Source organism: Ensifer sp. GW101-20A05 (assembly GCF_059424735.1).
Genome location: NZ_JBWKZT010000001.1, coordinates 758511 through 781852, shown reverse-complemented (window position 1 = coordinate 781852; position 23342 = coordinate 758511). Strand labels below are relative to the sequence as shown.

At 62.2% G+C, this 23342-nt stretch carries 21 protein-coding genes; 13 read left to right on the top strand and 8 right to left on the bottom strand.

Annotated elements, in window-relative coordinates; all coding sequences use genetic code 11:
* The first annotated feature begins 2 nt into the window (after positions 1-2).
* The 4 genes from AC070A_RS03965 (at position 3) to AC070A_RS03950 (ending at position 6307) form a co-directional block, all read left to right on the top strand.
* Positions 3-1922: an AAA family ATPase gene (locus tag AC070A_RS03965; RefSeq protein ID WP_058321160.1), complete on the top strand. Its 1920-nt coding sequence runs from the start codon at positions 3-5 to the stop codon at positions 1920-1922.
* 16 nt (positions 1923-1938) lie between these two features.
* Positions 1939-3228, top strand: coding sequence for a DUF6638 family protein (locus AC070A_RS03960; RefSeq protein ID WP_057253039.1), 1290 nt, complete (start codon positions 1939-1941; stop codon positions 3226-3228).
* 3 nt (positions 3229-3231) lie between these two features.
* Positions 3232-4455, top strand: a complete 1224-nt coding sequence (locus AC070A_RS03955) for a DUF2333 family protein (protein WP_057253042.1) — start codon at positions 3232-3234, stop codon at positions 4453-4455.
* A 172-nt stretch (positions 4456-4627) separates the two neighbouring features.
* On the top strand, positions 4628-6307 hold the full coding sequence (locus AC070A_RS03950; protein WP_113737057.1) for a formate--tetrahydrofolate ligase: 1680 nt from the start codon (positions 4628-4630) through the stop codon (positions 6305-6307).
* A 99-nt stretch (positions 6308-6406) separates the two neighbouring features.
* Here the strand turns inward: AC070A_RS03950 and AC070A_RS03945 are convergent, their stop codons facing one another.
* Complete coding sequence (locus tag AC070A_RS03945; protein WP_113737058.1) at positions 6407-6916, bottom strand: DUF1993 domain-containing protein; 510 nt, start codon at positions 6914-6916, stop codon at positions 6407-6409.
* A 241-nt stretch (positions 6917-7157) separates the two neighbouring features.
* Here AC070A_RS03945 and AC070A_RS03940 point away from each other — a divergent pair, with 241 nt between their 5' ends.
* Positions 7158-7610, top strand: a complete 453-nt coding sequence (locus AC070A_RS03940) for a YiiD C-terminal domain-containing protein (protein ID WP_058326570.1) — start codon at positions 7158-7160, stop codon at positions 7608-7610.
* Between the two features lie 30 nt (positions 7611-7640).
* Here AC070A_RS03940 and AC070A_RS03935 read toward each other — a convergent pair whose 3' ends face one another.
* Positions 7641-8561, bottom strand: coding sequence for an extensin-like domain-containing protein (locus AC070A_RS03935; RefSeq protein WP_113737059.1), 921 nt, complete (start codon positions 8559-8561; stop codon positions 7641-7643).
* A gap of 399 nt (positions 8562-8960) precedes the next feature.
* Between AC070A_RS03935 and AC070A_RS03930 the strand changes: the two genes are divergently transcribed.
* From AC070A_RS03930 to AC070A_RS03920, 3 genes are all read left to right on the top strand, one after another.
* A complete protein-coding gene (locus AC070A_RS03930; protein WP_162770941.1) occupies positions 8961-11066 on the top strand; it encodes a TonB-dependent receptor domain-containing protein in 2106 nt (701 codons plus the stop codon).
* A 123-nt stretch (positions 11067-11189) separates the two neighbouring features.
* The gene (trpLE, locus tag AC070A_RS03925; protein WP_192494823.1) at positions 11190-11234 is read left to right on the top strand and encodes a trpE operon leader peptide TrpLE; all 45 of its coding nucleotides are present in this window, start codon (positions 11190-11192) and stop codon (positions 11232-11234) included.
* 111 nt (positions 11235-11345) lie between these two features.
* Positions 11346-13535, top strand: a complete 2190-nt coding sequence (locus AC070A_RS03920; protein WP_113737061.1) for an anthranilate synthase — start codon at positions 11346-11348, stop codon at positions 13533-13535.
* A gap of 97 nt (positions 13536-13632) precedes the next feature.
* Here AC070A_RS03920 and AC070A_RS03915 read toward each other — a convergent pair whose 3' ends face one another.
* Positions 13633-14559 (bottom strand): LysR family transcriptional regulator, encoded by a 927-nt coding sequence (locus tag AC070A_RS03915; protein ID WP_093233997.1) that lies wholly within the window; start codon positions 14557-14559, stop codon positions 13633-13635.
* A gap of 177 nt (positions 14560-14736) precedes the next feature.
* On the opposite strand from AC070A_RS03915, the gene AC070A_RS03910 reads away from it, so the two are divergent.
* The 3 genes from AC070A_RS03910 to queF all read left to right on the top strand — a co-directional run bounded on the left by AC070A_RS03910 (position 14737) and on the right by queF (position 17970).
* Complete coding sequence (locus AC070A_RS03910; protein ID WP_218373512.1) at positions 14737-16311, top strand: MFS transporter; 1575 nt, start codon at positions 14737-14739, stop codon at positions 16309-16311.
* Between the two features lie 125 nt (positions 16312-16436).
* Positions 16437-17354: a cation diffusion facilitator family transporter gene (locus tag AC070A_RS03905; protein ID WP_058326530.1), complete on the top strand. Its 918-nt coding sequence runs from the start codon at positions 16437-16439 to the stop codon at positions 17352-17354.
* Positions 17355-17505: 151 nt separating this feature from the next.
* Positions 17506-17970 (top strand): preQ(1) synthase, encoded by a 465-nt coding sequence (gene queF, locus AC070A_RS03900; RefSeq protein ID WP_057253061.1) that lies wholly within the window; start codon positions 17506-17508, stop codon positions 17968-17970.
* A 20-nt stretch (positions 17971-17990) separates the two neighbouring features.
* Here the strand turns inward: queF and AC070A_RS03895 are convergent, their stop codons facing one another.
* Positions 17991-18506: a chloramphenicol phosphotransferase CPT family protein gene (locus tag AC070A_RS03895; protein ID WP_162770942.1), complete on the bottom strand. Its 516-nt coding sequence runs from the start codon at positions 18504-18506 to the stop codon at positions 17991-17993.
* A gap of 11 nt (positions 18507-18517) precedes the next feature.
* Positions 18518-19096, bottom strand: coding sequence for a HupE/UreJ family protein (locus AC070A_RS03890; RefSeq protein ID WP_113737087.1), 579 nt, complete (start codon positions 19094-19096; stop codon positions 18518-18520).
* 238 nt (positions 19097-19334) lie between these two features.
* On the opposite strand from AC070A_RS03890, the gene AC070A_RS03885 reads away from it, so the two are divergent.
* Both AC070A_RS03885 and leuA read left to right on the top strand, forming a co-directional pair.
* Complete coding sequence (locus AC070A_RS03885; RefSeq protein WP_057253064.1) at positions 19335-19922, top strand: ATP-dependent Clp protease proteolytic subunit; 588 nt, start codon at positions 19335-19337, stop codon at positions 19920-19922.
* A 409-nt stretch (positions 19923-20331) separates the two neighbouring features.
* Positions 20332-22041 (top strand): 2-isopropylmalate synthase, encoded by a 1710-nt coding sequence (gene leuA / locus AC070A_RS03880; protein ID WP_057253066.1) that lies wholly within the window; start codon positions 20332-20334, stop codon positions 22039-22041.
* Positions 22042-22162: 121 nt separating this feature from the next.
* Here the strand turns inward: leuA and AC070A_RS03875 are convergent, their stop codons facing one another.
* The 3 genes from AC070A_RS03875 to AC070A_RS03865 form a co-directional block, all read right to left on the bottom strand.
* Positions 22163-22543 (bottom strand): DUF6481 family protein, encoded by a 381-nt coding sequence (locus AC070A_RS03875; protein ID WP_113737064.1) that lies wholly within the window; start codon positions 22541-22543, stop codon positions 22163-22165.
* A gap of 37 nt (positions 22544-22580) precedes the next feature.
* Positions 22581-22805, bottom strand: coding sequence for a hypothetical protein (locus AC070A_RS03870; protein WP_057253071.1), 225 nt, complete (start codon positions 22803-22805; stop codon positions 22581-22583).
* Between the two features lie 184 nt (positions 22806-22989).
* The gene (locus tag AC070A_RS03865; RefSeq protein WP_053248201.1) at positions 22990-23199 is read right to left on the bottom strand and encodes a cold-shock protein; all 210 of its coding nucleotides are present in this window, start codon (positions 23197-23199) and stop codon (positions 22990-22992) included.
* Positions 23200-23342 lie beyond the last annotated feature (143 nt).

Genomic DNA, 23342 nt, shown 5'->3' with positions numbered 1-23342 from the left:
CGATGACACTCAATACGGGGCTGACGACGCTGCACGAGGACGACATCGCCAAGCATCAGGCGGTGGCGCAGGGGCTGGTGACGAAGCTCATCATTCTGGAGCGCGAGGATGCATCCGCCGGGACGACGCTTGCCGGCACCGGCCGCCGCTTCGTCTCGACGGTTTCGACCGGTGGCCAGCGGCGCACACGCGAAGTCGAGCTGACCAAGACCATTCAGTCAGTGCGCCAAGGCGATCCGATGTTGTCGCCGGCCCAGCACGCCGTGCTTTATCGCACACGCCGCGGTATTCAGGTGGCGCTCGCCGTGGCCGACGTCTTTGCGCGGCAGACAAACCTCGAGCAACTGCAGGCGAAAAACGCCACATCGCCGCTCGGAGGAGATGAGGCCAACCAGTTCAAGGCGCTGCTTTCGGCGTCTGCCTATGTCGCCGCGTTTACGCTTGCCGCCTATCTCGGCTCGACGCTTTCAGGTGAGGGCGAGCCGGTGGACGATGCGGTCGAGCCCGACTTTCTGTTCGACACGCCGCAGGACGCATTGAAGAGCCTCATCTCGGCGCTCGACCGCGGCATTGCCGGGGCGCCTGACGATCTGGCGCTGACCGCCCGGGCGCGCGCCTTTTCGCGCGTGGCAGTCGAGGGGTTGATCGCGCGCAAGGCGCGGTTCACTGGACTGCAGAGCTTCGAGACCGTGCATATCCGGCTCGACCAGGACGATTTCACGCTGAACGGCTTCGATGTCGCACCGGGCCAGAAGCGCAAGCCGCTGGTGATGACCTTCAAGAAGCCCGAGGAGATCATCGGCAACCACATTGCCAAGTACCAGGCGTTGAAGCTTGCCAAGATGCTGATGGCCTATGACTTCGACCGGCAGATGAACCCCTTCGTCGAGCTTGGCGGCTTCCTCTTCACCTTCATCGGCGACGGCATGCCGGGCACCGGCAAGACGATCCTGATCCAGATGCTCGCCGGCATGCTCAACGAATATTGCGAGATTGCCGGCTACGCCTTCCATTACGAGAATTTCGGCGTTGACCAGATCTCCTCCTATCAGGGCAAATCGGGCCAGAACTGCAAGGAGTTCGTCAACAACGTCATCAACCCGCGCGCGATCGGCTTCGGCACGATCGACGATGTCGACCAGGTGGCGGCGAAGCGCTCCGATGATCGCGCTTCCGCCGGCCAGCATGAGGTGACGGCGGTGCTGATGGAGAGCTTCGCCGGAGCTTCGACGGTGGTGCGCGGCAACTGCACCTTCGGCATGTTCTCCAACTATCCCGAGAATGTCGACGATGCGCTGCGCCAGCGCGCCGGCGCCCGTTGGCTGGTCGACGGGCCGCAGACGGAAGACGACTATGTCGACATCTTCGCGCTGCTCGTTGGCAAGAACCACAAGATCCCGCTCGGCGAACACCAATTGTTCGAGGGGCAGGAGATCAAGCGGGCCGTGTCGCAATCCTATGCCGAGCACGCGCGGCCGAAGGAGGATGGCCTCATCGCCGTCTGGGAGCGTTACCAGAAGGAACGGGGCGCGCTCGCCTCGCTCGCCGATGTCGGCGCCTATCTGCACATGATCAAGGAGGCCGAGCCGCGCTTTACCGGCCGCGCGATCAAGAACATCACCGACGCGATCAAGCTGCGCGCCATGGATGTCGAGCTGCCGGATGACTGGTTCAGGGATGCCGGCTCGTTCATGCACAAGAGCTACGACGAGAAGAAAGCGATGATCGAGGCGCTACGCGGCCCGATCACCATCGACATGGTGCTGCAGGAGATCAACCGCTACGCCGACAGCGAATTCCGCTACACCGACAAATCCGACGATGCCGCCGTCACCGACATCATCCGCCGCGAGCGCCAGCGCGAAAAGGCGATCCGCGAGATCGAGGCGATGAAGCGCGACGGCCGGTGGCAGGGGTTATGATGGGAAGAGCTGACCGATGAAACGCTTGCTCGAAGCCGAGCTCATCTATGGACGGCTGCTCGATGTCTCCGAGCCGCACCTGATCGCGCGTTACAACAAGGCACTCGAAGGCTTCGGCCTGCGCCCGACGGCGTTGACGGCGTTCAGCATCGACATGACCGGGTTTTCGCCCGAAATCGCTGACGAACTGGGTGACCGTGATTATCTCGATCCGAACCGGGTCAACCGCCGGTTCATCATCATGACACCGGATCAGGCGGAGCTGCCGGTCGTGCATACGAGCTTCTCCAATACGGCGGCGCTGATGCACGAATTCTTCAACGCCAACGGCCGCGCGATCAATGCGATCACGATCAAGGACGCGCTCTACGGCGAGATCGAGGATTCGGTTTCGGTCGTCGACGACATCGACGACCTGCTGTCGATCAACGAGGTGCGTTTCCGGGTGCTGTCGGCCGAGGACATGCTCGGCAAGGCCGCCGAACTCAGGGGCCTCGTCGACCGGCTGAAGAAAGTGCCGACGGCCTGGGCCGACGACGAGATGCTGAACCGCATGGTCGAGCTTGCCAAGCTCACCGGCGATATCCGCCAGAATGCGCTGGTGCCGGACCAGCTCGTCTTCCGCCACGAAGCCTTCTGGGCCAATCATTTCGGGGGCGTCTATGTCTTTCTCGACGACAAGACGACGACCGTGATCTGCGACCCCTCGGTCCCCGGCTTCCGCCGCTCGCGGCCATGGCAGGTCAGCTATATCGCCATCAACGATCATGCCCGGATCTACGACTTCCTCGCCTCGACCAAGCGGCTGCAATTGCCACAGGCGTCCTGGGTGGAGGAGTCGGGGCTCTATCAGCACCGGGCCGACATGATCGTGCGCGGGCTGATCGACGAAATTGACCCGACGGCCGATCTCGCCAATGCCGACCGGATCTGGCTGCAGACCTGGATGCACCGCAATGCGGCTGTCGTCGCGAGGGACGGGGCCTATCCGTTCCTGCAGGAGATGATCCGCATGGTTGCCGCGACCGGCACGATCAAGATGCAGGACGTTGCGCCGGCGAACCGCTTCATGCTGGTGCGCGCAGCACCCACCCATCCCGACCAGTGGCTGGTCAACCGACTGATTTCCCAGCTCGTGCCCCGCGATTTCGTCTCGCGCTTCGTCTTCGACAAGCAGGGTTTCTACGACGCCTACGAGCGCTATGGCGAAAGCTTCAAGGCCTATGTTGTGGCGACGCTGACGGGTTCATATCTCAAGGACAAGGCGGCCTTCCGCCACAAGCTTTACGGCCTCAGAGAGGAATAGGACATGTTCGATCCGATCGTAGCGTTTTTCCAGCGGGTCTTTACCGCGATCGGCCGCGGCATAGGTCTCGCCGTTGCCTGGCTGCTCTGGCCGTTCGTCGCGGCCGGTAACTGGTATCGGCAGCGGAGCTGGATCATCAAAGGACCAATCGGCATCGTTCTGCTCGGCCTCATCTTCCTCTACGGCTATTTCATCTGGCAGACGCAGGCCTGGACGAACTTCGATCCTGACTATGTCGAGCGTTACAAGCTGGCCGAGCACAAGGTGCCGGCGGGCTCGCCGAAGAGCGGCCCGGGCGCGACGACCGGCCAATCGACGACCGGTGCGGCGGCAACCAACCTTGCGGCGGCGGCTGCACCGCAGACCGAATCGACACCGGAGGCGCTGGCGGTGGTGCAATTGCCTGCCGGTACCGTGTGCCAGACCTCGGCAATCGTCGATGTCGCCGCCGACCTTATCGATTACAATGTCAACGAGAATGCGTGGATATCGTCGATGCTGCTCTACAAGCTCGGTTTCTTCGGGCTTGACTGGGACGACACGCCCTGGCTCGACAACAAGGCGTCGTTCCAGCGCGGCATCAACCAGGCGGTGCGCCGCACCTCGGTCGAACTGGTCGATTCGCTTGGTCGCGTGCGCGGCACGTCCGGCATCAACAGCGACCTGCAGAGTGCGCGCGGCAATATCCAGTTCGATGAGGAGACCTGGTATTTCGGCCTGAACCCGTTTGGCCCGAAGACGCCGACGCCGAGCTTCTACCGGGCGGCGATGAAGGACCTCAGGGCCTTCAACATCTCGCTCGGCAAATGCGAAGCGATCTTCGACGGCCGCTCCGACAACCTCGTCGAATTCCTCGACCGTGTTGCCAACGATCTCGGCAACACCTCGGCGATCATTCGCGAACGGTCGGAAAACCACAATGGCGGCTGGTTCGACACGCGCGCCGACGACCGCTTCTGGTTCGCCTATGGCCAGCTCTACGGTTATTACGGCATTCTGTCGGCCGCCGGCGCCGACTTCGACAACGTCGTTGCCCAGCGCGGCCTGACGCCGATCTGGACGGAAACGATCAAGCAACTGCGCGCCGCATTGCGCATCCAGCCGCTGATCATCTCCAACGGCGAGGAGGCCGGCTGGATCATGCCGACGCATCTGGCGACGATGGGCTTCTATACGCTGAGGGTACGCTCGAACATCGTCGAAATGCGCGATATCCTCGCCCGATAGGGCGGAACGGCAAGGTGGCGCCTGAACTTCCGGGCGCTGCCGCAGACCTTACTTGAGTTAAAGCGGGATGCGGGCCGAAAGCCGCAGACACGTTTCCTCATTCCGCTCCGGCATCGCGAACTGCGCCTTGAAAGGCGTGGATGAAAACGAGACCCTGGGGAGGGGACATGTCATGACCGAGGTTAAGTCCGATATCGAGATTGCGCGTGCGGCGAAGAAAAAGCCGATCCAGGAGATCGGGGCGGCACTCGGCATTCCAGCGGAAGATCTGCTGCCCTACGGCCACGACAAGGCGAAGATCGGTGCCGATTTCATCGCCCGGCAGCGCGAAAAGAAGAACGGCCACCTGATCCTGGTGACGGCGATCAATCCGACGCCGGCCGGCGAAGGCAAGACGACGACGACGGTCGGCCTCGGCGACGGGCTCAACCGCATCGGCAAGAAGGCGATCGTCTGCATCCGCGAAGCGTCGCTCGGCCCCTGCTTCGGTATCAAGGGCGGAGCCGCCGGCGGCGGTTACGCACAGGTGGTGCCCATGGAGGACATGAACCTCCATTTCACCGGCGATTTCCACGCCATTACTTCAGCGCACAATCTGCTCGCGGCGCTGCTCGACAATCACATCTACTGGGGCAACGAGCAGAACGTCGACATCCGCCGCATCGCCTGGCGTCGCGTTATGGACATGAACGACCGGGCACTGCGCAGCATAGTCGGGCCGCTCGGTGGTGTCGCGAATGGTTATCCGCGCGAGACCGGTTTCGACATCACCGTTGCCTCCGAGGTCATGGCCATCCTCTGCCTGGCAACCGATCTGAAGGATCTCGAGAAGCGCCTCGGCAATATCATCGTCGGCAACCGACGCGACAAGAGCCCGGTGTTTGCGCGCGACATCAAGGCCGATGGCGCGATGGCGGTGCTGCTCAAGGACGCGATGCAGCCGAACCTGGTGCAGACATTGGAAAACAATCCGGCCTTCGTGCATGGCGGTCCCTTCGCCAATATCGCCCATGGCTGCAATTCGGTGATCGCGACGACGACGGCGCTGAAGCTCGCCGACTATGTCGTGACGGAAGCCGGCTTCGGCGCCGATCTCGGTGCAGAAAAATTCTTCGACATCAAGTGCCGCAAGGCGGGGCTGAAGCCCGATGCCGCGGTGATCGTCGCCACCGTCCGAGCGATCAAGATGAATGGCGGCGTGAAGAAGGACGATCTCGGCAAGGAAAACCTGGAGGCCCTGCGCAAGGGCTGTGCCAACCTCGGGCGCCATGTGCAGAACGTTAAGAAGTTCGGCGTTCCCGCGATCGTCGCGATCAACCACTTCACCTCCGACACCGAGGCCGAGATTCAGGCGATCAAGGACTATGTGGCGACACTCGGTGCCGACGCCGTGCTCTGCCGGCATTGGGCCGAGGGGTCGGCGGGAATCGAAGAACTGGCGCGCAAGGTGGCGGATCTGGCCGAGGGCGGCCATTCGCAGTTCTCGCCGCTCTATCCGGATGACATGCCGCTCTTCCACAAGATCGAGACAATCGCCAAGGACATCTATCATGCGAGCGAAGTGATCGCCGACAAGTCGGTGCGCGATCAACTGCACACCTGGGAGAACCAGGGCTATGGCCACCTGCCGATCTGCATGGCCAAGACACAATATTCCTTCTCGACCGACCCGAACCTGCGCGGCGCGCCGAGCGGCCATGCGGTGCCGATCCGCGAGGTGCGACTTGCGGCCGGCGCCGGTTTTATCGTGGTCATCACCGGCGAGATCATGACCATGCCCGGCCTTCCCAAAGTGCCGTCGTCGGAGAAGATCTTCCTGAACGAGCGGGGTTACATCGAGGGGCTGTTCTAGAGCGACCGACTGGCCTGATCGAAACAACGCCGCGCGTCCTTCGGGATGCGCGGCGTTGTCGTGTTTTGCATTCCTTTATCTTCGCTTCCAGAATGGAAGTTAGGCAGTGAGGCTGAGGAAGTCGGCCTTGCCGATCGAGACGCCCTTGTGACGCAGGATGTCGTAGGCCGTCGTCAGGTGGAAATAGAAGTTTGGCAGAACGAATCTCAGCAGATACTCTTCGCCCGTGAGCGTCACTTTCAGGGTCGGGAAGTTGAGGACGACCTCGCGGCTGCCGCTATCCTCCAGGTCGACGGGGCGCACAATTTCAAGAAAAGCAACCGTGTTGGCGATGCGCTGACGCAGTTCGTCCAGGGTCTTTTCCTCGTCCGGAAAACGGGGAACCTCGATCGAAGTCAGGCGCCCGACCAGACCCTTGCTCGTGTCGCTCACTCGCTGCACCTGGCCGGCAAGCGTCAGCATGTCCGGCGTCAGCCGGGCAATGACGAGATCATCAGGGGAGATGCCGTTGTCGCGCGCATGAGCCTCGGCCTTGTCGAGCAGTTTGGTGAGCACACCAAGACCGCGAATGAATGCGGGAATGGAGAGCTGGTAGATCGTCAATGCCATGACACATTTCCTTGAGACTGGGCGCAAAACGGGTGGATTTTCCTCATGCCTGTATTTGGGAGCCGGGGTGCGGTCCTGCAAGGCGCGCCGACCGGTATCTTTGTGGTTATGAGGCTGGCGAGAGGCGACTGAACGCGGGCCTGCGGCACTGGCCAGGACATGGGGTCTCGTGCATTGATCGGGGGCGACCTTGCGCGACACGCAAGGCGTACGCCGCTGTAGCAGACACATGGACACCGCAATGACGCCCCAGGATTTGCAGACCTATCTTCACGCCCATATCCCGCTTTCGGCGGCGATGCAGGTTCAGGTAGAGGACATAGCGGAAGATCATGTCCTGCTTTCCGCGCCTCTGGCACCCAACATCAATCATCGCGAGACGGTGTTCGGCGGCAGCGCCTCGGCGCTATCGATCCTGTCGGCCTGGTCGCTCCTGCATGTGCGGTTGCGCAAAAGCGGCGTGGCTGCGCGCCTGGTGATCCAGAGCAACCGCATGGACTATCTAAAGCCGGTGGCCGGCGCCTTTTCGGCTCGCTCGTCGTTCGCGAATGCCGGGCAGTGGCCGAGCTTTCTGCGATTGCTCGAACGGCGGGGCAGGGCGCGGGCCGTGGTCGTTGCCGACCTGCTTGACGGCGACGCGGTGGCCGGGCGTTTCGAGGGCGAGTTTGTCGCCCTCGGCTATAGCAATGACTGAGTTGCGGCGACCGGGCCAGGTGATCCCCGCCTAGCGGCAATAGCGATAGTCATTGCGCCGATCGATCACGTCGAGATGCAGGTGGGTTTCGTGGGCGGCGTCGCTGCCGGGATCGAGCACAGTCTTGAAATACAGGCAGGCGGAGGCGGTGACCGCGCGCTGGAAGGCGCCGTCTATCGTGCCGTCCTCGTCGCGCGGCTGGATGGCGATCGTCGTTCCGTCGCTCAAGCGGAAGGACGCGATGTCGACGGCGTTGCCGTGGGCATGTTCGGAGATCTTGCCTGACGTTGCATTGTTGCGCAGGCGGCAGATATAGGTCGACGCCTGGTTCAGCGCCTTGATCTTGATGTTCTTGTCGAAGGCGACCTCGGCAGCCGGCTGGGCGGCTTCCTTTGTCCAGCGTGCCAGCGCCAGCGCCGTTTCGCACCGCATCACTCCCTTGGGCGCGAGCGTAACGTCGGGCAGAATGCTGGTGACCTCCAGTGGCTTGTCGATGCCGCAGCCCTTGCCGTCGTCGATGCGCTTGGCTTCGACAAACGTCGCGCCAACCGCTTTCAGGTCGGTAAGGCACTTGGCATATTCGGCAGCATTCTCCGTCTCGACCGGTGGATAGACGATTGGCGCCGGCGCTGGCTCGGCATCCTTCTTCTCGTCCGCGCGCTGGTCCTTTTCGTCCGCCGGCGGCTTCTTGTCCTTTGTCGATTGCTCGTCTCCATCCGCCTGCTTCGGCTGCGGAACGGGCTGTTCGCCGTTGGCTGCCGTCGGCCCTTTCTCCGTCGCGCCCTTGCCGTCGTCCGCCGGTGCCGCCGGCTTCTTGTCGGGTGTGGGAACAGCCTCTTCCGCTCCTGCATCCGTCGGCGGCTTTTCTATCGGGATGGGGCCGTGTTTCGGCAGGCTGGCGCCCGTCAGGATCAGGAGTGACAGCAGGATCAAGGGGAAAGAGCGACGCATCCAGTACCTTTCTCACTGCCCGCGCGGCGGGCTTTGAGCGGAGGGAACGCGCAGAACCGGATCTGGTTTCATGAGATCGCGATGTTTTGGTTGGAATCGACCAAATCATAAACGTGACCGATTCCAATAAATTAGAGCGGGATGCGGGCGGAAGGCCGCATGCACTTTTCCTCGTCCGCTCCAACTCTCCGGCAAAAGCGTTGCAGTTCGGCAACGCCTCGAATTGGCACGACCCCACAAATTGTGGGGAGTATCTTTATATGTTGACAAATAGACTCATGTTTTTTATGCGGCATAAATGAGGCGACGACATGTCGCAACGCCCAGAACGCGCCCAGCCAGCCCCTTGAGTTTGCCGCTCAACAGCAAGCCCGGCCTCGAACCTCAAAGGATTGGTCCATGCTCACCCGGCATCGTCGCCAGGCCCTGTTGGCTTGCACGACAACTCTTGCAATTTCAGTCGCCACCGTCGCATTCGCCCAGAGCCCGACAACCCAGGCAAAGCCGGAAGAGAAAAAGGCTGAGGAGACCAAGAAGGGCGAAACCTATCTGTCGCCGATCGTTGCCAAGGGCTCGCGCACCGCTGACCCCTATGCCAAGGCCGGCCCGGTCAGCGTCGTCACGTCCGACCAGATCGACCTGCAATCCGGTCTCGAGACCGACGACCTGCTGCGCGGCGTTCCCGGCACGTCGACCGCCAACAACCCGCAGAACCCGGGCGTCGCTGTCAACATCCGCGGCTTCGAGGGTTCCGGCCGCGTCAACATGATGATCGACGGTGTGCGCCAGAACTTCCGCTTCACCGGCCATGAAGCCCAGGGCTTTGCCTATTTCGATCCGGCATTCCTGTCCGAGATCGATGTCACCCGCGGTGCCGTCACCGGTGTCGGCGGCGGCGCGCTGGCCGGTTCGGTCAACTTCAAGACCTACGACGTCGAAGACCTGATCCAGGACGGCAAGAACTACGGCGGCATCGCTTCTGCCACCTACGGCAGCAACGAGGCCGGCTGGTCGGAATCTTTGATCGGTGCCTATCGTTTCAACGACGTCTTCTCGGTGCTCGGCGGCATCAGCAAGGCTGATCCCGGCAACTACGACAACGGCAACGGCGTAACGGTGCCTTACACCGAGGAAGACCTGCTTTCCGGCCTGTTGAAGTTCGAGGTGACTCCGGATCAGGACCACACCTTCAAGCTCACCGGCATCACCTATGACAACGACTTCTTCGCGAACTCCTACTTCCAGAACGTGAAGAACCAGACCGTTTCGGCCAGCTATTCCTATACGCCGGACAACGAACTCATCGATTTCCGGGCGAACGCCTATTGGAACCGGCTGAAGATGAAGTATGACACCGATATTCGCGGTGGCGGCACGGCGGCCGGTCGTCGCATCACCGACACGGGCAAGGGCTTCGATATCTCGAACACCTCGCTGTTCGATCTCGGTGAGGTTGCCGTCCGGGCGAACTACGGCGTCGAATACTTCCGCGACGACTATGACGTCATCAACAGCACGGCGCGCCCGTCTGGCGGCGTCAACGGCAGCGGCACTAATGCCACGACCGGCGTCTTCAGCAACACGACCTTCACCTATGGCATCGTCGACCTGACGGCCGGCCTGCGGTGGGATCACTTCAGCCTCGATGGCTCCGGCGCCGTGGTGCGAGGCAACCCGATCGGCCTGCCGGCGGGTCCCTACACGGTCGACAAGTCCGACGGCCGTCTCAATCCGAGCGTCACGGTCGCGCTCAACCCGACGGACTGGATCCAGCCCTACGTGACCTACGCCGAGACCTCGCGCTCGCCGACTGTCAACGAAACCTTTGCAGGTGGCACGCACCCCGGTACGAGCGGCCAGTCGTTCTTCCCCAATCCGTTCCTCGAGCCTGAAATCTCGAAGGGCTGGGAAATCGGTGCGAACTTCACCTTCGACGGGCTGCTCGATCCCAGCGACAGCCTGCGTGTGAAGGCGAACTACTTTCACAACCGCATCGACAACTACATCACCGCAGCGCTGCTGGGTGGCGGTCGCCAGATCTTCTTCGTCAACAATCCCGGCACGTCGACGGTGCAGGGCTTCGAACTCCAGGCGGCCTATGATGCCGGCTATGTCTTCGGTGATCTCGCCTACACCTACACCGACAGCAATTTGCCTTCGCAGGTCAATGGATTCGGTGTCCAGAGCTATCTGCCCGACAACATCATCAGCGCAACGCTCGGTGCGCGCTTCCTCGAAGACCAGCGCCTGACGGTCGGCACGCGGCTCTATGCCGTGTCGAACGCATTCGTCGGCGAGATCAACCGCACGCCGCCGAACGTTCCGGGCTATGGCCTCGTCGACCTCTTCGCGAACTACAAGTTCGAGAACGGCTTCGAGGTGACGGCGACGGTGACGAACCTGTTCGACAAGACCTACACGCCGTCGTCGAGCACGATTGCAGGCAGCACGATCGATACGGGCCGCGGTCGCACCTTCCTGGTTACGGCGAAGGCGAAGTTCTGATAGGATCAGATCAACTCCAGTCGGGCGGCTCGCAAGAGCCGCCTCTTTTTTTGATCGATCCGTGATATCCGGCGCGGCTTTCCCGCTTGCGCAAGGCATCAACCCACGCTAACACTTTCGCCCATGGAAAATGCACGCAACATTTCGACCTGGTGGTGGGCTCGCTGAAGCGGCCTTGACCAGTCATGCGTGATTGAGAGATGAAGCCGCCCGGAGATTTCGAGGCGGCTTTTTTCATGTTGGGCCGCTCAAGGACCGGGCTTTTACGGAGCGAGGCGAATGGCAACGGTAATTCTCGAGGGCGGAGCGGAGAGCTACACCACCAAAGGCGGCATCGTGGTGACGCGCAGGCGACGCGAAGCCTCCTATACGCAGGCGATCGCGAGCTATGTGGACAAGCTCGATGAACGCCGCGGCGCGGTGTTTTCCTCCAACTATGAATATCCCGGCCGCTACACCCGTTGGGACACGGCCGTCGTCGATCCGCCGCTCGGCATTTCCTCGTTCGGCCGCGCGCTCTGGATCGAAGCCTATAACGACCGTGGCGAAGTGCTGCTGTCGATCATCGCCGAGCACCTGAAGACAGTAGCGGACATCACCCTCGGCGCCTCGACCAGCCGCCGCCTCGATCTGACGATCAATCAGCCTGACCGCGTCTTCACCGAGGAAGAGCGCTCGAAGATGCCGACGGTGTTCAGCGTGCTGCGCGCCGTCACCAATCTCTTCCATTCGGCCGAGGACGCGAGCCTCGGCCTTTATGGCGCCTTCGGCTACGATCTCGCCTTCCAGTTCGACGCGATCGACCTGAAGCTCAAGCGTCCCGACGACCAGCGCGACATGGTGCTGTTCCTGCCGGACGAGATCCTCGTCGTCGACCACTATGCCGCCAAGGCCTGGATCGACCGCTACGATTTCGCCAAGGATGGCAAGACGACCGAAGGCAAGGCGGACGAGATCGCGAGCGAACCATTCCAGACAGTCGACAGCATCCCGCCGCATGGCGACCATCGCCCCGGCGAATATGCCGAGCTCGTCGTCAAGGCGAAGGAGAGCTTCCGCCGTGGCGATCTGTTCGAAGTGGTGCCCGGCCAGAAGTTCTTCGAGCGCTGCGAGAGCAAGCCTTCGGAAATCTCCAATCGGCTGAAGGCGATCAATCCGTCGCCCTATTCCTTCTTCATCAATCTCGGAAACCAGGAATATCTCGTCGGCGCTTCGCCGGAAATGTTCGTTCGCGTTTCCGGCCGCCGCATCGAGACCTGCCCGATCTCGGGTACGATCAAGCGCGGCGACGACCCGATCGCCGACAGCGAGCAGATTCTGAAGCTCTTGAATTCCAAGAAGGACGAATCCGAGCTCACCATGTGCTCGGACGTCGACCGCAACGACAAGAGCCGCGTCTGCGTGCCCGGCTCGGTCAAGGTCATCGGCCGCCGCCAGATCGAGATGTATTCGCGGCTGATCCACACGGTCGACCATATCGAAGGACGCCTGCGCGACGACATGGATGCCTTCGACGGCTTCCTGAGCCATGCCTGGGCGGTGACGGTCACCGGTGCGCCGAAGCTCTGGGCCATGCGCTTCATCGAAAGCCATGAGAAGAGCCCGCGCGCATGGTATGGTGGCGCGATCGGCATGGTCGGCTTCAACGGCGACATGAACACGGGCCTGACGCTGCGCACGATCCGCATCAAGGACGGCATCGCCGAGGTCAGGGCAGGGGCGACGCTGCTCTACGATTCAAACCCGGAAGAAGAAGAAGCCGAAACCGAACTGAAGGCCTCCGCCATGATCGCTGCCATTCGCGACGCGAAATCCGCCAACGCCGGCAAGGCAAGCCGCGACGTTGCGGCGGTCGGCGCCGGCGTCAACATCCTGCTCGTCGATCACGAAGACAGCTTCGTTCATACGCTGGCGAACTATTTCCGCCAGACGGGGGCAACCGTCACGACGGTGCGCACGCCGGTGGCGGAAGAGATCTTCGATCGCGTCAGGCCGGATCTCGTCGTGCTTTCACCCGGGCCTGGCAATCCGAAAGATTTCGACTGCAGGGCAACGATCAAGAAGGCGCGGGCCCGCGACCTGCCGATCTTCGGCGTCTGCCTTGGCCTGCAGGCGCTTGCCGAAGCCTATGGCGGGGACCTGCGCCAACTCGCGATCCCGATGCACGGCAAGCCGTCGCGCATCCGCGTGCTGGAACCGGGCATCGTCTTCTCCGGTCTCGGCAAGGAAGTGACCGTCGGGCGCTACCACTCGATCTTCGCCGATCCGTCGAGCTTGCCTAACGACTTCATGATTACAGCTGAAAGCGAAGACGGCACGATCATGGGTATCGAGCACACCAAGGAACCGGTGGCTGCAGTGCAGTTCCATCCGGAATCGATCATGACGCTTGGCGGCGACGCCGGCATGCGTATGATCGAGAACGTCGTGGCGCATCTTGCCAAGCGCGCCAAGATCAAGGCCGCCTGAGCATTCCCGCATTCGGGCGATGCTGACGTTGGGAAGATCTTGACGATATTGAAGAACCAAGGGGCCGCTTCCGTCATGGAGGTGGCCCTTTTTATTCCTACCGTGTCGCCTGAATGGCTGGCGCGCGCTCGCAGCGATCGGCAAAAAGCCGTTCGCTCAGGAAATCGACGAACACACGCACCTTTGGCGATAGATGGCGGTTTGACGGCCAGAGGAGGTGAAACTGTCCGGGAGCGTCAAGATAAGCGTCAAGCACCGTGCGGAGCCGGCCGTCACTGAGCGGCTGGCGCGCGAGGAAATCCGGCAGGCAGCCGACGCCAAGCCCGCTGAGGACGGCGCCGCTGAGCGCCTCCATGTTGTTGCTGTAGAGCACGGTCTTGATTTGCGGTCCGGGTCCGTCTGAGGGCATGGCGATCGGCCATTCCTGCAGCTTCCGGCTGTTGGGAAAACGGAAGCGGATCGCATGGTGCCCGTCGAGGTCACGCGGGCATTCGGGTGTGCCGTGCCGATCGAGATAGGCGGGGGCGGCGCAGAGCAGAAGCTGGAACGGTCGCAGCGCCCGGGTCATCAGCCGGGAATCCGGCAGGACGCCGCTGCGGATGGCGACGTCGACTTCCTCGTCGATCAGATCGACGATGCGGTCGTTGAAGTCGAGGTCGAGCTCGATTTCGGGATGGCGCCGCACGAACTCCGGCAGCACCGGTAACAGCAGATGGTAGCTGACGATCGGCACGCTGACACGCAGCCGTCCGCGCGGAACGGCCACCGCCTCGGCCAATGAGGCTTCTGCATCGTCGAGGTCGTCGAGAATGCGGCGGCAGCGCTCGTGAAAGAGGCGTCCCTCCTCGGTCAGCCGGATACTACGGGTCGAGCGCTGCAGCAGGCGCACTCCGAGCTGCTTTTCGAGAGCAGTGACTGCCTTGCCGACCGCGGAGGCGGACAGGCCGAGCACGCGCCCGGCGGCGACGAAGCTGCCGAGATCGGCGGTGCGCACGAAGGCGGTCAATCCACTCAGGCGATCCATTGCTGACTTCCTATTCGAGCGTTCTGTTCCGGTATGCCTGTCCTCTCGGCGCAATACTCAACAGATTATGGCGAAACTATCCTGCATTCGTCAATCGATACCCAAGCGGCGGACGTCCAGCTGCAGGTTTCCAGGAAGTCTGTGTGGGTATCTCCTTTGCTCCAACGGATGGACGATATGAGAGAAAAGTTCAAAGACGGGCGCGGACGCCGGTTCGTGCTCCTCGCGGTTTGCTGCGCGGCGGCCGCGATGCCGCTCACCTTCACGGGACCAGCCGTGGCGTTGCCTTCGATCAGCCGCAGCCTCGGCGCCGATCCGATCGCGCTCAATTGGGTCACCAATGCCTTCATGCTGACCTTCGGCAGCTCGCTGATGGCGGCAGGGGCCGTTGCCGACAGTTTCGGTCGCAAGCGCGTCTTCCTCGGCGGTCTTGCTGCCTTCCTGCTGTTCTCGGCTGCTCTGGCATTCGCCGGCAACATCGTCTGGTTCGACGTGTTGCGAGCGCTTCAAGGGATCGGGGCAGCCGCCGCCTTCTCCGGCGGCATGGCCTCGCTCGCCCAGGAATTCGAAGGAAACGAGCGGCTGAGAGCCTTCAGTCTCGTTGGCGCCAGCTTCGGCGTCGGCCTCGCCTTCGGGCCAATCGCCTCCGGCCTCATGGTCGAGGCCTTCGGGTGGCCCGCGATCTTCCTGCTCGTCGTTGCTCTCGCTGGCCTGGCGCTGGCGCTCGGAGCGGTTTTCATGCGGGAGACGCGGGATCCGGATGCCACGGGCCTCGACTGGAAGGGAGCTGCGAGTTTCACCGCGGCGCTGACTGCGCTCACCTTCGGCATTTTGCAGGCACCGGAAAGCGGCTGGAGCCACCCGCTCGTGGTCGCCATGTTCGCGGCCTCCGTACTTTTCTTTCTGGCCTTCTGGCGGATCGAGCGGTCGGTCGCGCGGCCCATGCTCGATCTGACGCTTTTTCGCTATCCACGCTTCGTCGGCGTGCAATTGCTTGCGGCAGCTCCCGCCTATGGCTTCGTCGTCCTACTCATCCTGCTTCCCGTGCGTTTCATCGGTATCGAGGGCATGAGCGCGGTCTCAGGTGGCCAGATGATGATCGCGATGTCTGCGCCGCTTCTGATCCTGCCAATTGCCGCAGGCCCGTTGACGCGCTGGTTCACGCCGGCAGCGATCTGTGGAGCGGGCTTGCTGTTCTCGGCGGCAGGGCTCTTCTGGCTAAGCAGGTTTCCGGTGGGTTCCGAGCCGACCGTGCTGCTCGCACCTCTGCTGTTGATAGGACTTGGCATCAGCCTGCCCTGGGGGCTGATGGACGGGCTTGCCGTCAGCGTCGTGCCGAAGGAGCGCGCGGGCATGGCGACGGGGATCTTCAGCACCACGCGTGTTGCAGGCGAGGGGGTGGCGCTCGCAATCGTGACCGCAGTTCTCTCGGCGCTCACCGCCTCGAAGCTGGGGCCGGTGGCCGGCGCAAATGCGGCCGCGATGGCGCAGCGCATCGTGACTGGCAACCTCGCGGAAGCAGCGTTGCTCGCACCGGGGACACCTCAGGCCACGCTGCTGCAGGCCTATGGCGATGCGTTCAATGCCCTGCTTTGGCTGCTGACTGGCATCACGGTTGCGACCGCAGCCGTCGTGTTCTTCTTCATTGGCCGGGGTAGCAAGGTTGCCGACGGCGACGAAATCGAAGCCAAGCTGTTGGCCCTCGAGGTCATTGCCTGCGGAGAAACCGGAGCCAGCCGAACCAAGCTTTGACAAGCGGGGCCCAATCGCTCATATGCTTAGCGATAGACCGCCTGCGCGAAATTCGCGCGGGCGGTTTTGCGTTTCAATGGGCTTGCGTTTGCAACTCGTTTGCATCTGCATAGGGAATGATAAAAATGTCTGCGTCCGACAACAGAACCGTCCTGCGGCTTGCCTTTTGGGGCATTCCGCTGTCTCTGGCCGTGCTGGGGCTGAAGCTTCTTGCCTGGTGGCTCACCGGCTCGGTGGCCCTTTTGTCCGATGGTCTCGAATCCACGGTCAACGTGATCGCTGCAGTGATCGCCTATCTGATGATCGGTTATGCTTCCAAGCCGGCGGATGCCGGCCATCCCTTTGGCCACCATAAGGCGGAGTATTTTTCAGCCGTCATCGAAGGCGTGCTGATCGTCGTTGCAGCTCTTTTGATCGTCTGGGAAGCGGTGCCGGCGATCATGGCGCCGGTGGTGATGGAAGCGCCGGCTCTGGGCCTGGCGATCAACTTCGCCGCGGGTGTCGTCAACGCCATCTGGGCCTATGTGCTGATCACAGCCGGCCGCAACCATCGCTCACCGGCGCTGAGTGCCGATGGTCACCATATCCTGTCGGATGTCGTCACCTCGATCGGCGTTCTCGTCGGCCTCGTGCTTGCCATCGCGACCGGCTACGCGATCCTCGACCCCCTGCTCGCCGTCGTCGTCGCCTGCAACATCCTCTTCCAGGGCTGGATGGTGATCTCGCGTTCGATCGATGGATTGATGGACCGGGCGGTTTCGGGGGAAGAGGAAGAGGCGATCAAGCAGGCGATCGCCGCCAATGCCGCGGGGTCGCTCGGCGTGCACGATCTCAAGACCCGTCAGGCCGGTCCGGCCATCTTTGTGGACTTCCACATGGTCGTGCCGGAAGCGATGCCGGTCGGCGAGGCGCACGATATCTGCGACCGGATCGAGGATGCGATCCGTGTGGTGCATCCGGGCGCCAGGATAGCGATCCATGTGGAGCCGGAGGGCGAGAAGGCGCACGGCGTGCGCGTCAAGACGACGTCAGCGCGCCATTGAAAACACAAACGGCCGATATCGCTTGAACTGCGAGAAGATTTCCTTCTTAAGGCAGTTCTGATTTAAGGGCCGCAAACGGGGCGGGTCGGCGAGGGCGCAAGCCGGTATCGACCGAACCCACGCGCGGATGTTCTCACGGAGCAACAGGCAAATGAGCAAGACTGACGTATCTGGCCTCTCGCAATTGGGCGCGAAGGTCGACCTGCCGCAAAGCCCGGAAGAGGCGGTGCTGGAGCGGGTGCCGAGCGGCAACAAGGGCAAGGACTATCTGGTGCGCTTCACCGCGCCGGAGTTCACCTCGCTCTGCCCGATGACCGGGCAGCCGGATTTCGCCCATATCGTCATCGACTATGTGCCGGATGAGTGGCTGGTGGAATCGAAGTCGCTGAAACTGTTCCTGCATTCCTTCCGCAACCACGGCGCCTTCCACGAGGATTGCACGATCGAGATCGCCCAGCGGCTCGTCTCGCTGCTTTCGCCGCGCTGGTTGCGTATCGGCGCCTATTGGTACCCGCGTGGCGGCATCCCGATCGATGTCTTCTGGCAGACCGGCAAGCCGCCGGAGGGTCTGTGGCTGCCCGATCAGGGCGTGCCGACCTATCGCGGTCGCGGGTAAGGGAAAAAGCGGGGTCTCCGCTACGGCTTGAAAGCCCGGCGTTGGCGCCAGGCATCAGCGATGCGCGCGGCAACCTGATCGGTTGGTTCGTGCGTATCCACTTCGAGGTCGTAGTTGCAGTGGGCATGCGTCTTGAGGTGAAAACGGGCTTCACCGATCGTGCGATCGCCGCGCTCGCGACGCTCAAGGTCTTCGATAGGCGCATGAACGCCGATCCAGAAGACGCCCAGATGTGCTGTCAGTTTTCTGATCTCGTCGGACCAGCTTTTCTCCTCGACGATATGCTCGACGATCAGATCGTTGCCGGCCTCGGCGAAAGCCGCAATCGAGCGGTGAAATCCGTCGAAGAACCTGTTGCGTTCGCCGCGCATCCCATGGTGCATGCCACGCTTGAGCACCCCAAAGCCGGCGTCGGCAAGCTGATCTGACGCATAGTAGCAGAAGGGCTCCGGGAGGATTTCCCGGAGCGCCTTTGCCAGCGTGGATTTTCCGGAACTGGACGTGCCGTTCAGAAAGATAATACGTCCGTGCTGCACGTTTCCTGATCTCAGCCGAAGATCAGGGCTGCACCCGCAACTGCCGTCAGCCCGCCGAGGATACGTGCCAGCACGTTGCCGCCGGAAAGGCGCTGAAGGGCGATGCCGAGACCGATGCCGGCTACATGAAGCGCTGCGGTCGCGCCAATGAAGCCGACCGAGAAGGCGAGCGCCCCGGCGCTGCCAAGCTCACCGCCATGGGCGTGGCCGTGGAAGAGGGCAAAGACGCCGACGATGGCCGCCGATGCAGCGGTGTCGAGGCGCACCGCCATGGCGACGAGCAGGCCGAGTGCGACCACAGAGGCCAAGATCGCCGGCTCGACGAAGGGCAGTCCGACGCCGGCCGTGGCGAGCGCGAAGCCCGCCGCCATCATGGAGACGAAGGCCGTCGGCACGATCCACAGTGCCCGGCCGCCAATCTGGGCGGCCCAGAGGCCGACGGCAACCATGACGAGGATATGGTCGAGGCCGAAGAGCGGATGCGAGAAGCCGGCCGCAAACGAGCCGTTTTCTTCCGGGTTGAGGTGGGCGAAGGCCGGGGCGGCGGAAGCGATCAGTGCCGCGGCAGCAATCAGGATGCGTCTGTTCATGCGTGTCCCCATGGATCGGCGAGGCCTGGGAGGATGGCCCCGTTCTGAATGTTTGGCGCGGTTGATTTTATTGGCCTTTGTCCACCTGTCTATACGGCATTTGGCGGTAGGTGTTTTTACCATAAGCGAAGTGCGCCTTGCCGCTTTGTCGCCGCTTCGGTTTGTTGCATTGTCTTCGGCGTCGAGTCGCATTATCTGACTTTGACTGAAGACTTCATGAGACGCCGGAGAAACACGGATGTACGACAACGACGACGAGGACGACAAGAAGACCGAATTGCCGCTCGGCAAGGAAACGGAGGCGAACCTTTTCAAGTCGCGTTCGATTTTCATCTACGGCACGATCACCCAGGAACTGGCGCAGAAAGTGTGCTCGCAGCTCGTGGCGCTTGCGTCGGCCAGCGATGAGGACATCCGTCTCTTCGTCAGTTCGCCGGGCGGCCACGTTGAATCCGGCGACAGCATTCACGACATGATCAAGTTCGTGAAGCCGAAGGTCTGGACGATCGGCACCGGCTGGGTCGCATCCGCCGGCGCGCTGATTTATGTCGGCGTTCCCAAGGAGCGTCGCCTTTGCCTGCCGAACACCCGCTTCCTGCTTCACCAACCGTCGGGCGGCACCCGCGGCATGGCTTCGGACATCGAGATCCAGGCACGCGAAATCATCAAGATGAACGAGCGCCTCAACAAGATCTTCTCCGAAGCGACCGGCCAGACGGTCGAAAAGATCGCCAAGGACACCGAGCGCGATTACTGGCTGTCGGCTGAAGAGGCCAAGAGCTATGGTCTCGTGTCGCGCATCATCACCTCGGCTGCGGACATCTGAGTTCGCTTCAGCCGAACGGATATGAAGGGCACCGGCATCGCGGCGGTGCCCTTTTCTTTTGCAGCGACCTGCGCGCATTGTGCCGCTTGCTCCGGTTCGGCAAGCCGTGTATAGGCTTTGACCATGACCAAGGCTGACGCATATCGGATCGCCTCGATCCCCGCCGGACACGATGACAATCGTGCGCCGTCGCGCGCCTTCGCATCGCTTCTTCTTCTCGGCCTTACTCGCGGTTGCCGGGTTCGCTGAGGAGCGCCCGGCGGCCGAAAAGCCACGCCGGCGGATGCTCCTCGACCCCCATAGAGTTTTAGGACAAAGGCGCGCCCGCCGCGGCATTTGCCATCGCAATCCGGTCCCCGATCGGTTATGGCAATGCTGCCAGAGCGCTCAGTGATGAAGAGAAGCTGCAATGATCCAGAAGTCCCATTCCATCAAGAACGGCATGCCGGAAGCGTCGGTGAAGTATCAGCCTTACCCGCAGATCGCACTCACCGACCGCACCTGGCCGTCGAAGACGATCACCAAGGCGCCGATCTGGTGCTCGGTTGACCTGCGCGACGGTAACCAGTCGCTGATCGACCCGATGGGTCACGATCGCAAGGCCCGCATGTTCCAGCTGCTGCTCGACATGGGCTTCAAGGAAATCGAGATCGGCTTCCCCTCGGCCTCGCAGACCGACTTCGACTTTGCCCGCTGGTGCATCGAGGAGGGCAACGTCGCCAAGGACGTGTCGCTGCAGGTGCTGGTGCAGTGCCGGCCCGAGTTGATCACCCGCACCTTCGAAGCGCTCGAGGGCGCCCACCAGCCGATCGTGCATTTCTACAATTCCACCAGTGAATTGCAGCGCCGCGTGGTGTTTGCCAAGGATGTCGCCGGCATCAAGCAGATTGCCACCGACGCTGCCAAGATGATCACCGACATGGCGGCCAAGGCCGGTGGCGGCTACCGCTTCGAGTATTCGCCCGAGAGCTTTACCGGCACCGAACTCGAAGTGGCGCTGGAGATCTGCAATGCGGTCACCGAAATCGTCAAGCCGACTCCCGAAAACAAGCTGATCCTGAACCTGCCCTCGACCGTCGAGATGGCGACGCCGAACATCTATGCCGACCAGATCGAATGGATGTGCCGCAACCTCGACAACCGCGAAAACCTGATCATCTCGCTGCACCCGCACAACGACCGCGGCACCGGCATTGCCGCCACCGAGCTCGGCCTGATGGCTGGCGCCGACCGCGTCGAAGGCACGCTGTTCGGCAATGGCGAGCGCACCGGCAACGTCGACGTCGTCACCCTGGCGCTGAACATGTTCACGCAAGGCGTCGACCCGCAGCTCGACTGCTCGGACATCGAGCGGATCAAGGAAGTCTACGAATACTCCAACCAGATGGTCATTCCGGAGCGCCATCCATACGTCGGCGAGCTGGTCTATACGGCCTTCTCTGGTTCGCACCAGGACGCGATCAACAAAGGCATGAAGGCGATCAAGACGGCCAACAAGCCGCTCTGGGAAGTGCCGTATCTGCCAATTGATCCGCGCGACGTCGGCCGTTCCTACGAGGCGATCATCCGCATCAACTCGCAGTCGGGCAAGGGCGGCATCGCCTACATCCTGCAGGAGGATTACGGCATCAACCTGCCGCGCAACCTCCAGGTCGAGTTCCGCGAAGACATCCAGCGCATTACCGACGAGGAAGGCAAGGAGGTGCCCTCCAGGCGCATCCACGAGCGCTTCATCGAGCGCTATGTCGAGCAGCCGGGCGCGCGCATCAAGTTCGTCGATCACCACACCTATCCGGTCGGCGAGCACAAGGGCGTGCGCGTGGTGGCCGCCGAGATCACCGACAATGGCGAGGTGAAGCGCATCGAAGGCAAGGGCACCGGCCCGATCGACGGCTTCATCAACGCGCTGTCGATCTACCTCGGCATCGATCTTTCGGTCGCTGACTATTCCGAGCACTCACTGCAGCACGGCTCCAACGCGGCGGCCATTGCCTATGTCGAGATGGAGCATCCGGGCGGAAAACTGTTCGGTGCCGGTATCAACACCAATATCGTGGCCGCTTCGCTCGAAGCGATCGTTTCGGCTGCCAACCGCGTTCTGGAAATGAAGCGCGGCTGATCATAAAAAAACGCCGCGCGCCCTCAACGGACGCGCGGCGTTTTCGATCAATCTTTGAGGCAGCGCCCAGTTGCAGCCTGGCATGGCGGCGCCATGCCGGCGCGCTGGCCGTAAGTTGCCTTTATGCCTGTCGCGCCTTGCGGTTGGCGTAGCGCCGGTCGCGTTCGGCCTTGCGCGCAGCCTCGTCCTCGATCACGCGCGAAATGCGGTTCTTCTCAGCGGCCTCGCGTGCTTCGATTTCGGCTCTGGCAGCGGCTGTAACTGCGGCCTCGCGCTCTGCCGCCTCGGCTTCCAAACGCTCGCGCTCCTCGGCCTTCGCCCGTTCGCGACCAGCGCGCCGTTCCTCGCGGGCGGCAGCGACTGCCTGACGCTCGGCCTGGCGGGCGAGCTGGGTCGGTTCTGCGGCTTCCTTTGCCGCGCGGTAGGCTTCAAGAAGCGCTTTCTTCGCATCGGCAGCGGCGCTGCGACGGTCGGTGAGTTCACTGTTTCTGATGTTTCTCAAGTCTCTCTTCCAGTTGAGGTGTCACCCTGACTGAAGGTCAGGTTTTTCTGACGCGTTTCGAAATGGGGGCGGCAGCACCCGCCAGACGATCTTGCAATTCCTTCGCCAGGCGTGCTTCGCGCAGGCGCGAGGTCTTCTCTTCGCGTGCCTGGACGATGGCGTCGAGTTCCTCGACTGCGCTGCCTCGAGCAAAGAATTGCGATTGCTCCTTGGCAAAGGCAATCTCGGCCCGCTGGCGCGATTTGGTGTGGGTCTCTGTCATGGGGGATCCCGATCTTACAGGCGCGTCGACGGCAGTCACGTCATTCCCGATGTGCAACGCAGTCGCGGGAACGTGCATTCGATGCGCGGAAATAAAAAAGGCCAGGCATATTGCCTGACCTTGATGGGTATCATGCTCTCGGCAGTGCCAGTACATCCGTGGTCAAGGGAGAGCCGATACCGATTCAGGCCGCCTGAAGATTGCAGGCCGACATCTTGCCCGACTTGTTGTCGCGCTCCATGTCGTAGGAGACCTTCTGGCCTTCGACGATTTCGCGCATGCCAGCGCGTTCGACGGCGGAGATGTGGACGAAGGCGTCCGGGCCGCCGTTGTCAGGCTGAATGAAGCCGAAGCCCTTGGTGGAATTAAACCATTTAACTGTGCCGGTGGTCATGATGAACCCTCTCATAGCATATTGAACGACCGCGACGCGGGAGCGCTGCGGATGGTGATAGCGATTTTTGAAAGGAAGGTTCGTTCAGGGCGCAGTTGCTAGATGCGCGGTAACCAAAGCTTAGCAAGCAAATATCGATTTGC

Bases quoted from the DNA above. Each gene is read 5' to 3' on its own strand.
- AC070A_RS03965 (WP_058321160.1), top strand. From the start codon at position 3: ATGACACTCAATACGGGGCTGACGACGCTGCACGAGGACGACATCGCC.
- AC070A_RS03960 (WP_057253039.1), top strand. From the start codon at position 1,939: ATGAAACGCTTGCTCGAAGCCGAGCTCATCTATGGACGGCTGCTCGAT.
- AC070A_RS03955 (WP_057253042.1), top strand. From the start codon at position 3,232: ATGTTCGATCCGATCGTAGCGTTTTTCCAGCGGGTCTTTACCGCGATC.
- AC070A_RS03950 (WP_113737057.1), top strand. From the start codon at position 4,628: ATGACCGAGGTTAAGTCCGATATCGAGATTGCGCGTGCGGCGAAGAAA.
- AC070A_RS03945 (WP_113737058.1), bottom strand. From the start codon at position 6,916: ATGGCATTGACGATCTACCAGCTCTCCATTCCCGCATTCATTCGCGGT.
- AC070A_RS03940 (WP_058326570.1), top strand. From the start codon at position 7,158: ATGACGCCCCAGGATTTGCAGACCTATCTTCACGCCCATATCCCGCTT.
- AC070A_RS03935 (WP_113737059.1), bottom strand. From the start codon at position 8,561: ATGCGTCGCTCTTTCCCCTTGATCCTGCTGTCACTCCTGATCCTGACG.
- AC070A_RS03930 (WP_162770941.1), top strand. From the start codon at position 8,961: ATGCTCACCCGGCATCGTCGCCAGGCCCTGTTGGCTTGCACGACAACT.
- AC070A_RS03920 (WP_113737061.1), top strand. From the start codon at position 11,346: ATGGCAACGGTAATTCTCGAGGGCGGAGCGGAGAGCTACACCACCAAA.
- AC070A_RS03915 (WP_093233997.1), bottom strand. From the start codon at position 14,559: ATGGATCGCCTGAGTGGATTGACCGCCTTCGTGCGCACCGCCGATCTC.
- AC070A_RS03910 (WP_218373512.1), top strand. From the start codon at position 14,737: ATGAGAGAAAAGTTCAAAGACGGGCGCGGACGCCGGTTCGTGCTCCTC.
- AC070A_RS03905 (WP_058326530.1), top strand. From the start codon at position 16,437: ATGTCTGCGTCCGACAACAGAACCGTCCTGCGGCTTGCCTTTTGGGGC.
- queF (WP_057253061.1), top strand. From the start codon at position 17,506: ATGAGCAAGACTGACGTATCTGGCCTCTCGCAATTGGGCGCGAAGGTC.
- AC070A_RS03890 (WP_113737087.1), bottom strand. From the start codon at position 19,096: ATGAACAGACGCATCCTGATTGCTGCCGCGGCACTGATCGCTTCCGCC.
- AC070A_RS03885 (WP_057253064.1), top strand. From the start codon at position 19,335: ATGTACGACAACGACGACGAGGACGACAAGAAGACCGAATTGCCGCTC.
- leuA (WP_057253066.1), top strand. From the start codon at position 20,332: ATGATCCAGAAGTCCCATTCCATCAAGAACGGCATGCCGGAAGCGTCG.
- AC070A_RS03870 (WP_057253071.1), bottom strand. From the start codon at position 22,805: ATGACAGAGACCCACACCAAATCGCGCCAGCGGGCCGAGATTGCCTTT.
- AC070A_RS03865 (WP_053248201.1), bottom strand. From the start codon at position 23,199: ATGACCACCGGCACAGTTAAATGGTTTAATTCCACCAAGGGCTTCGGC.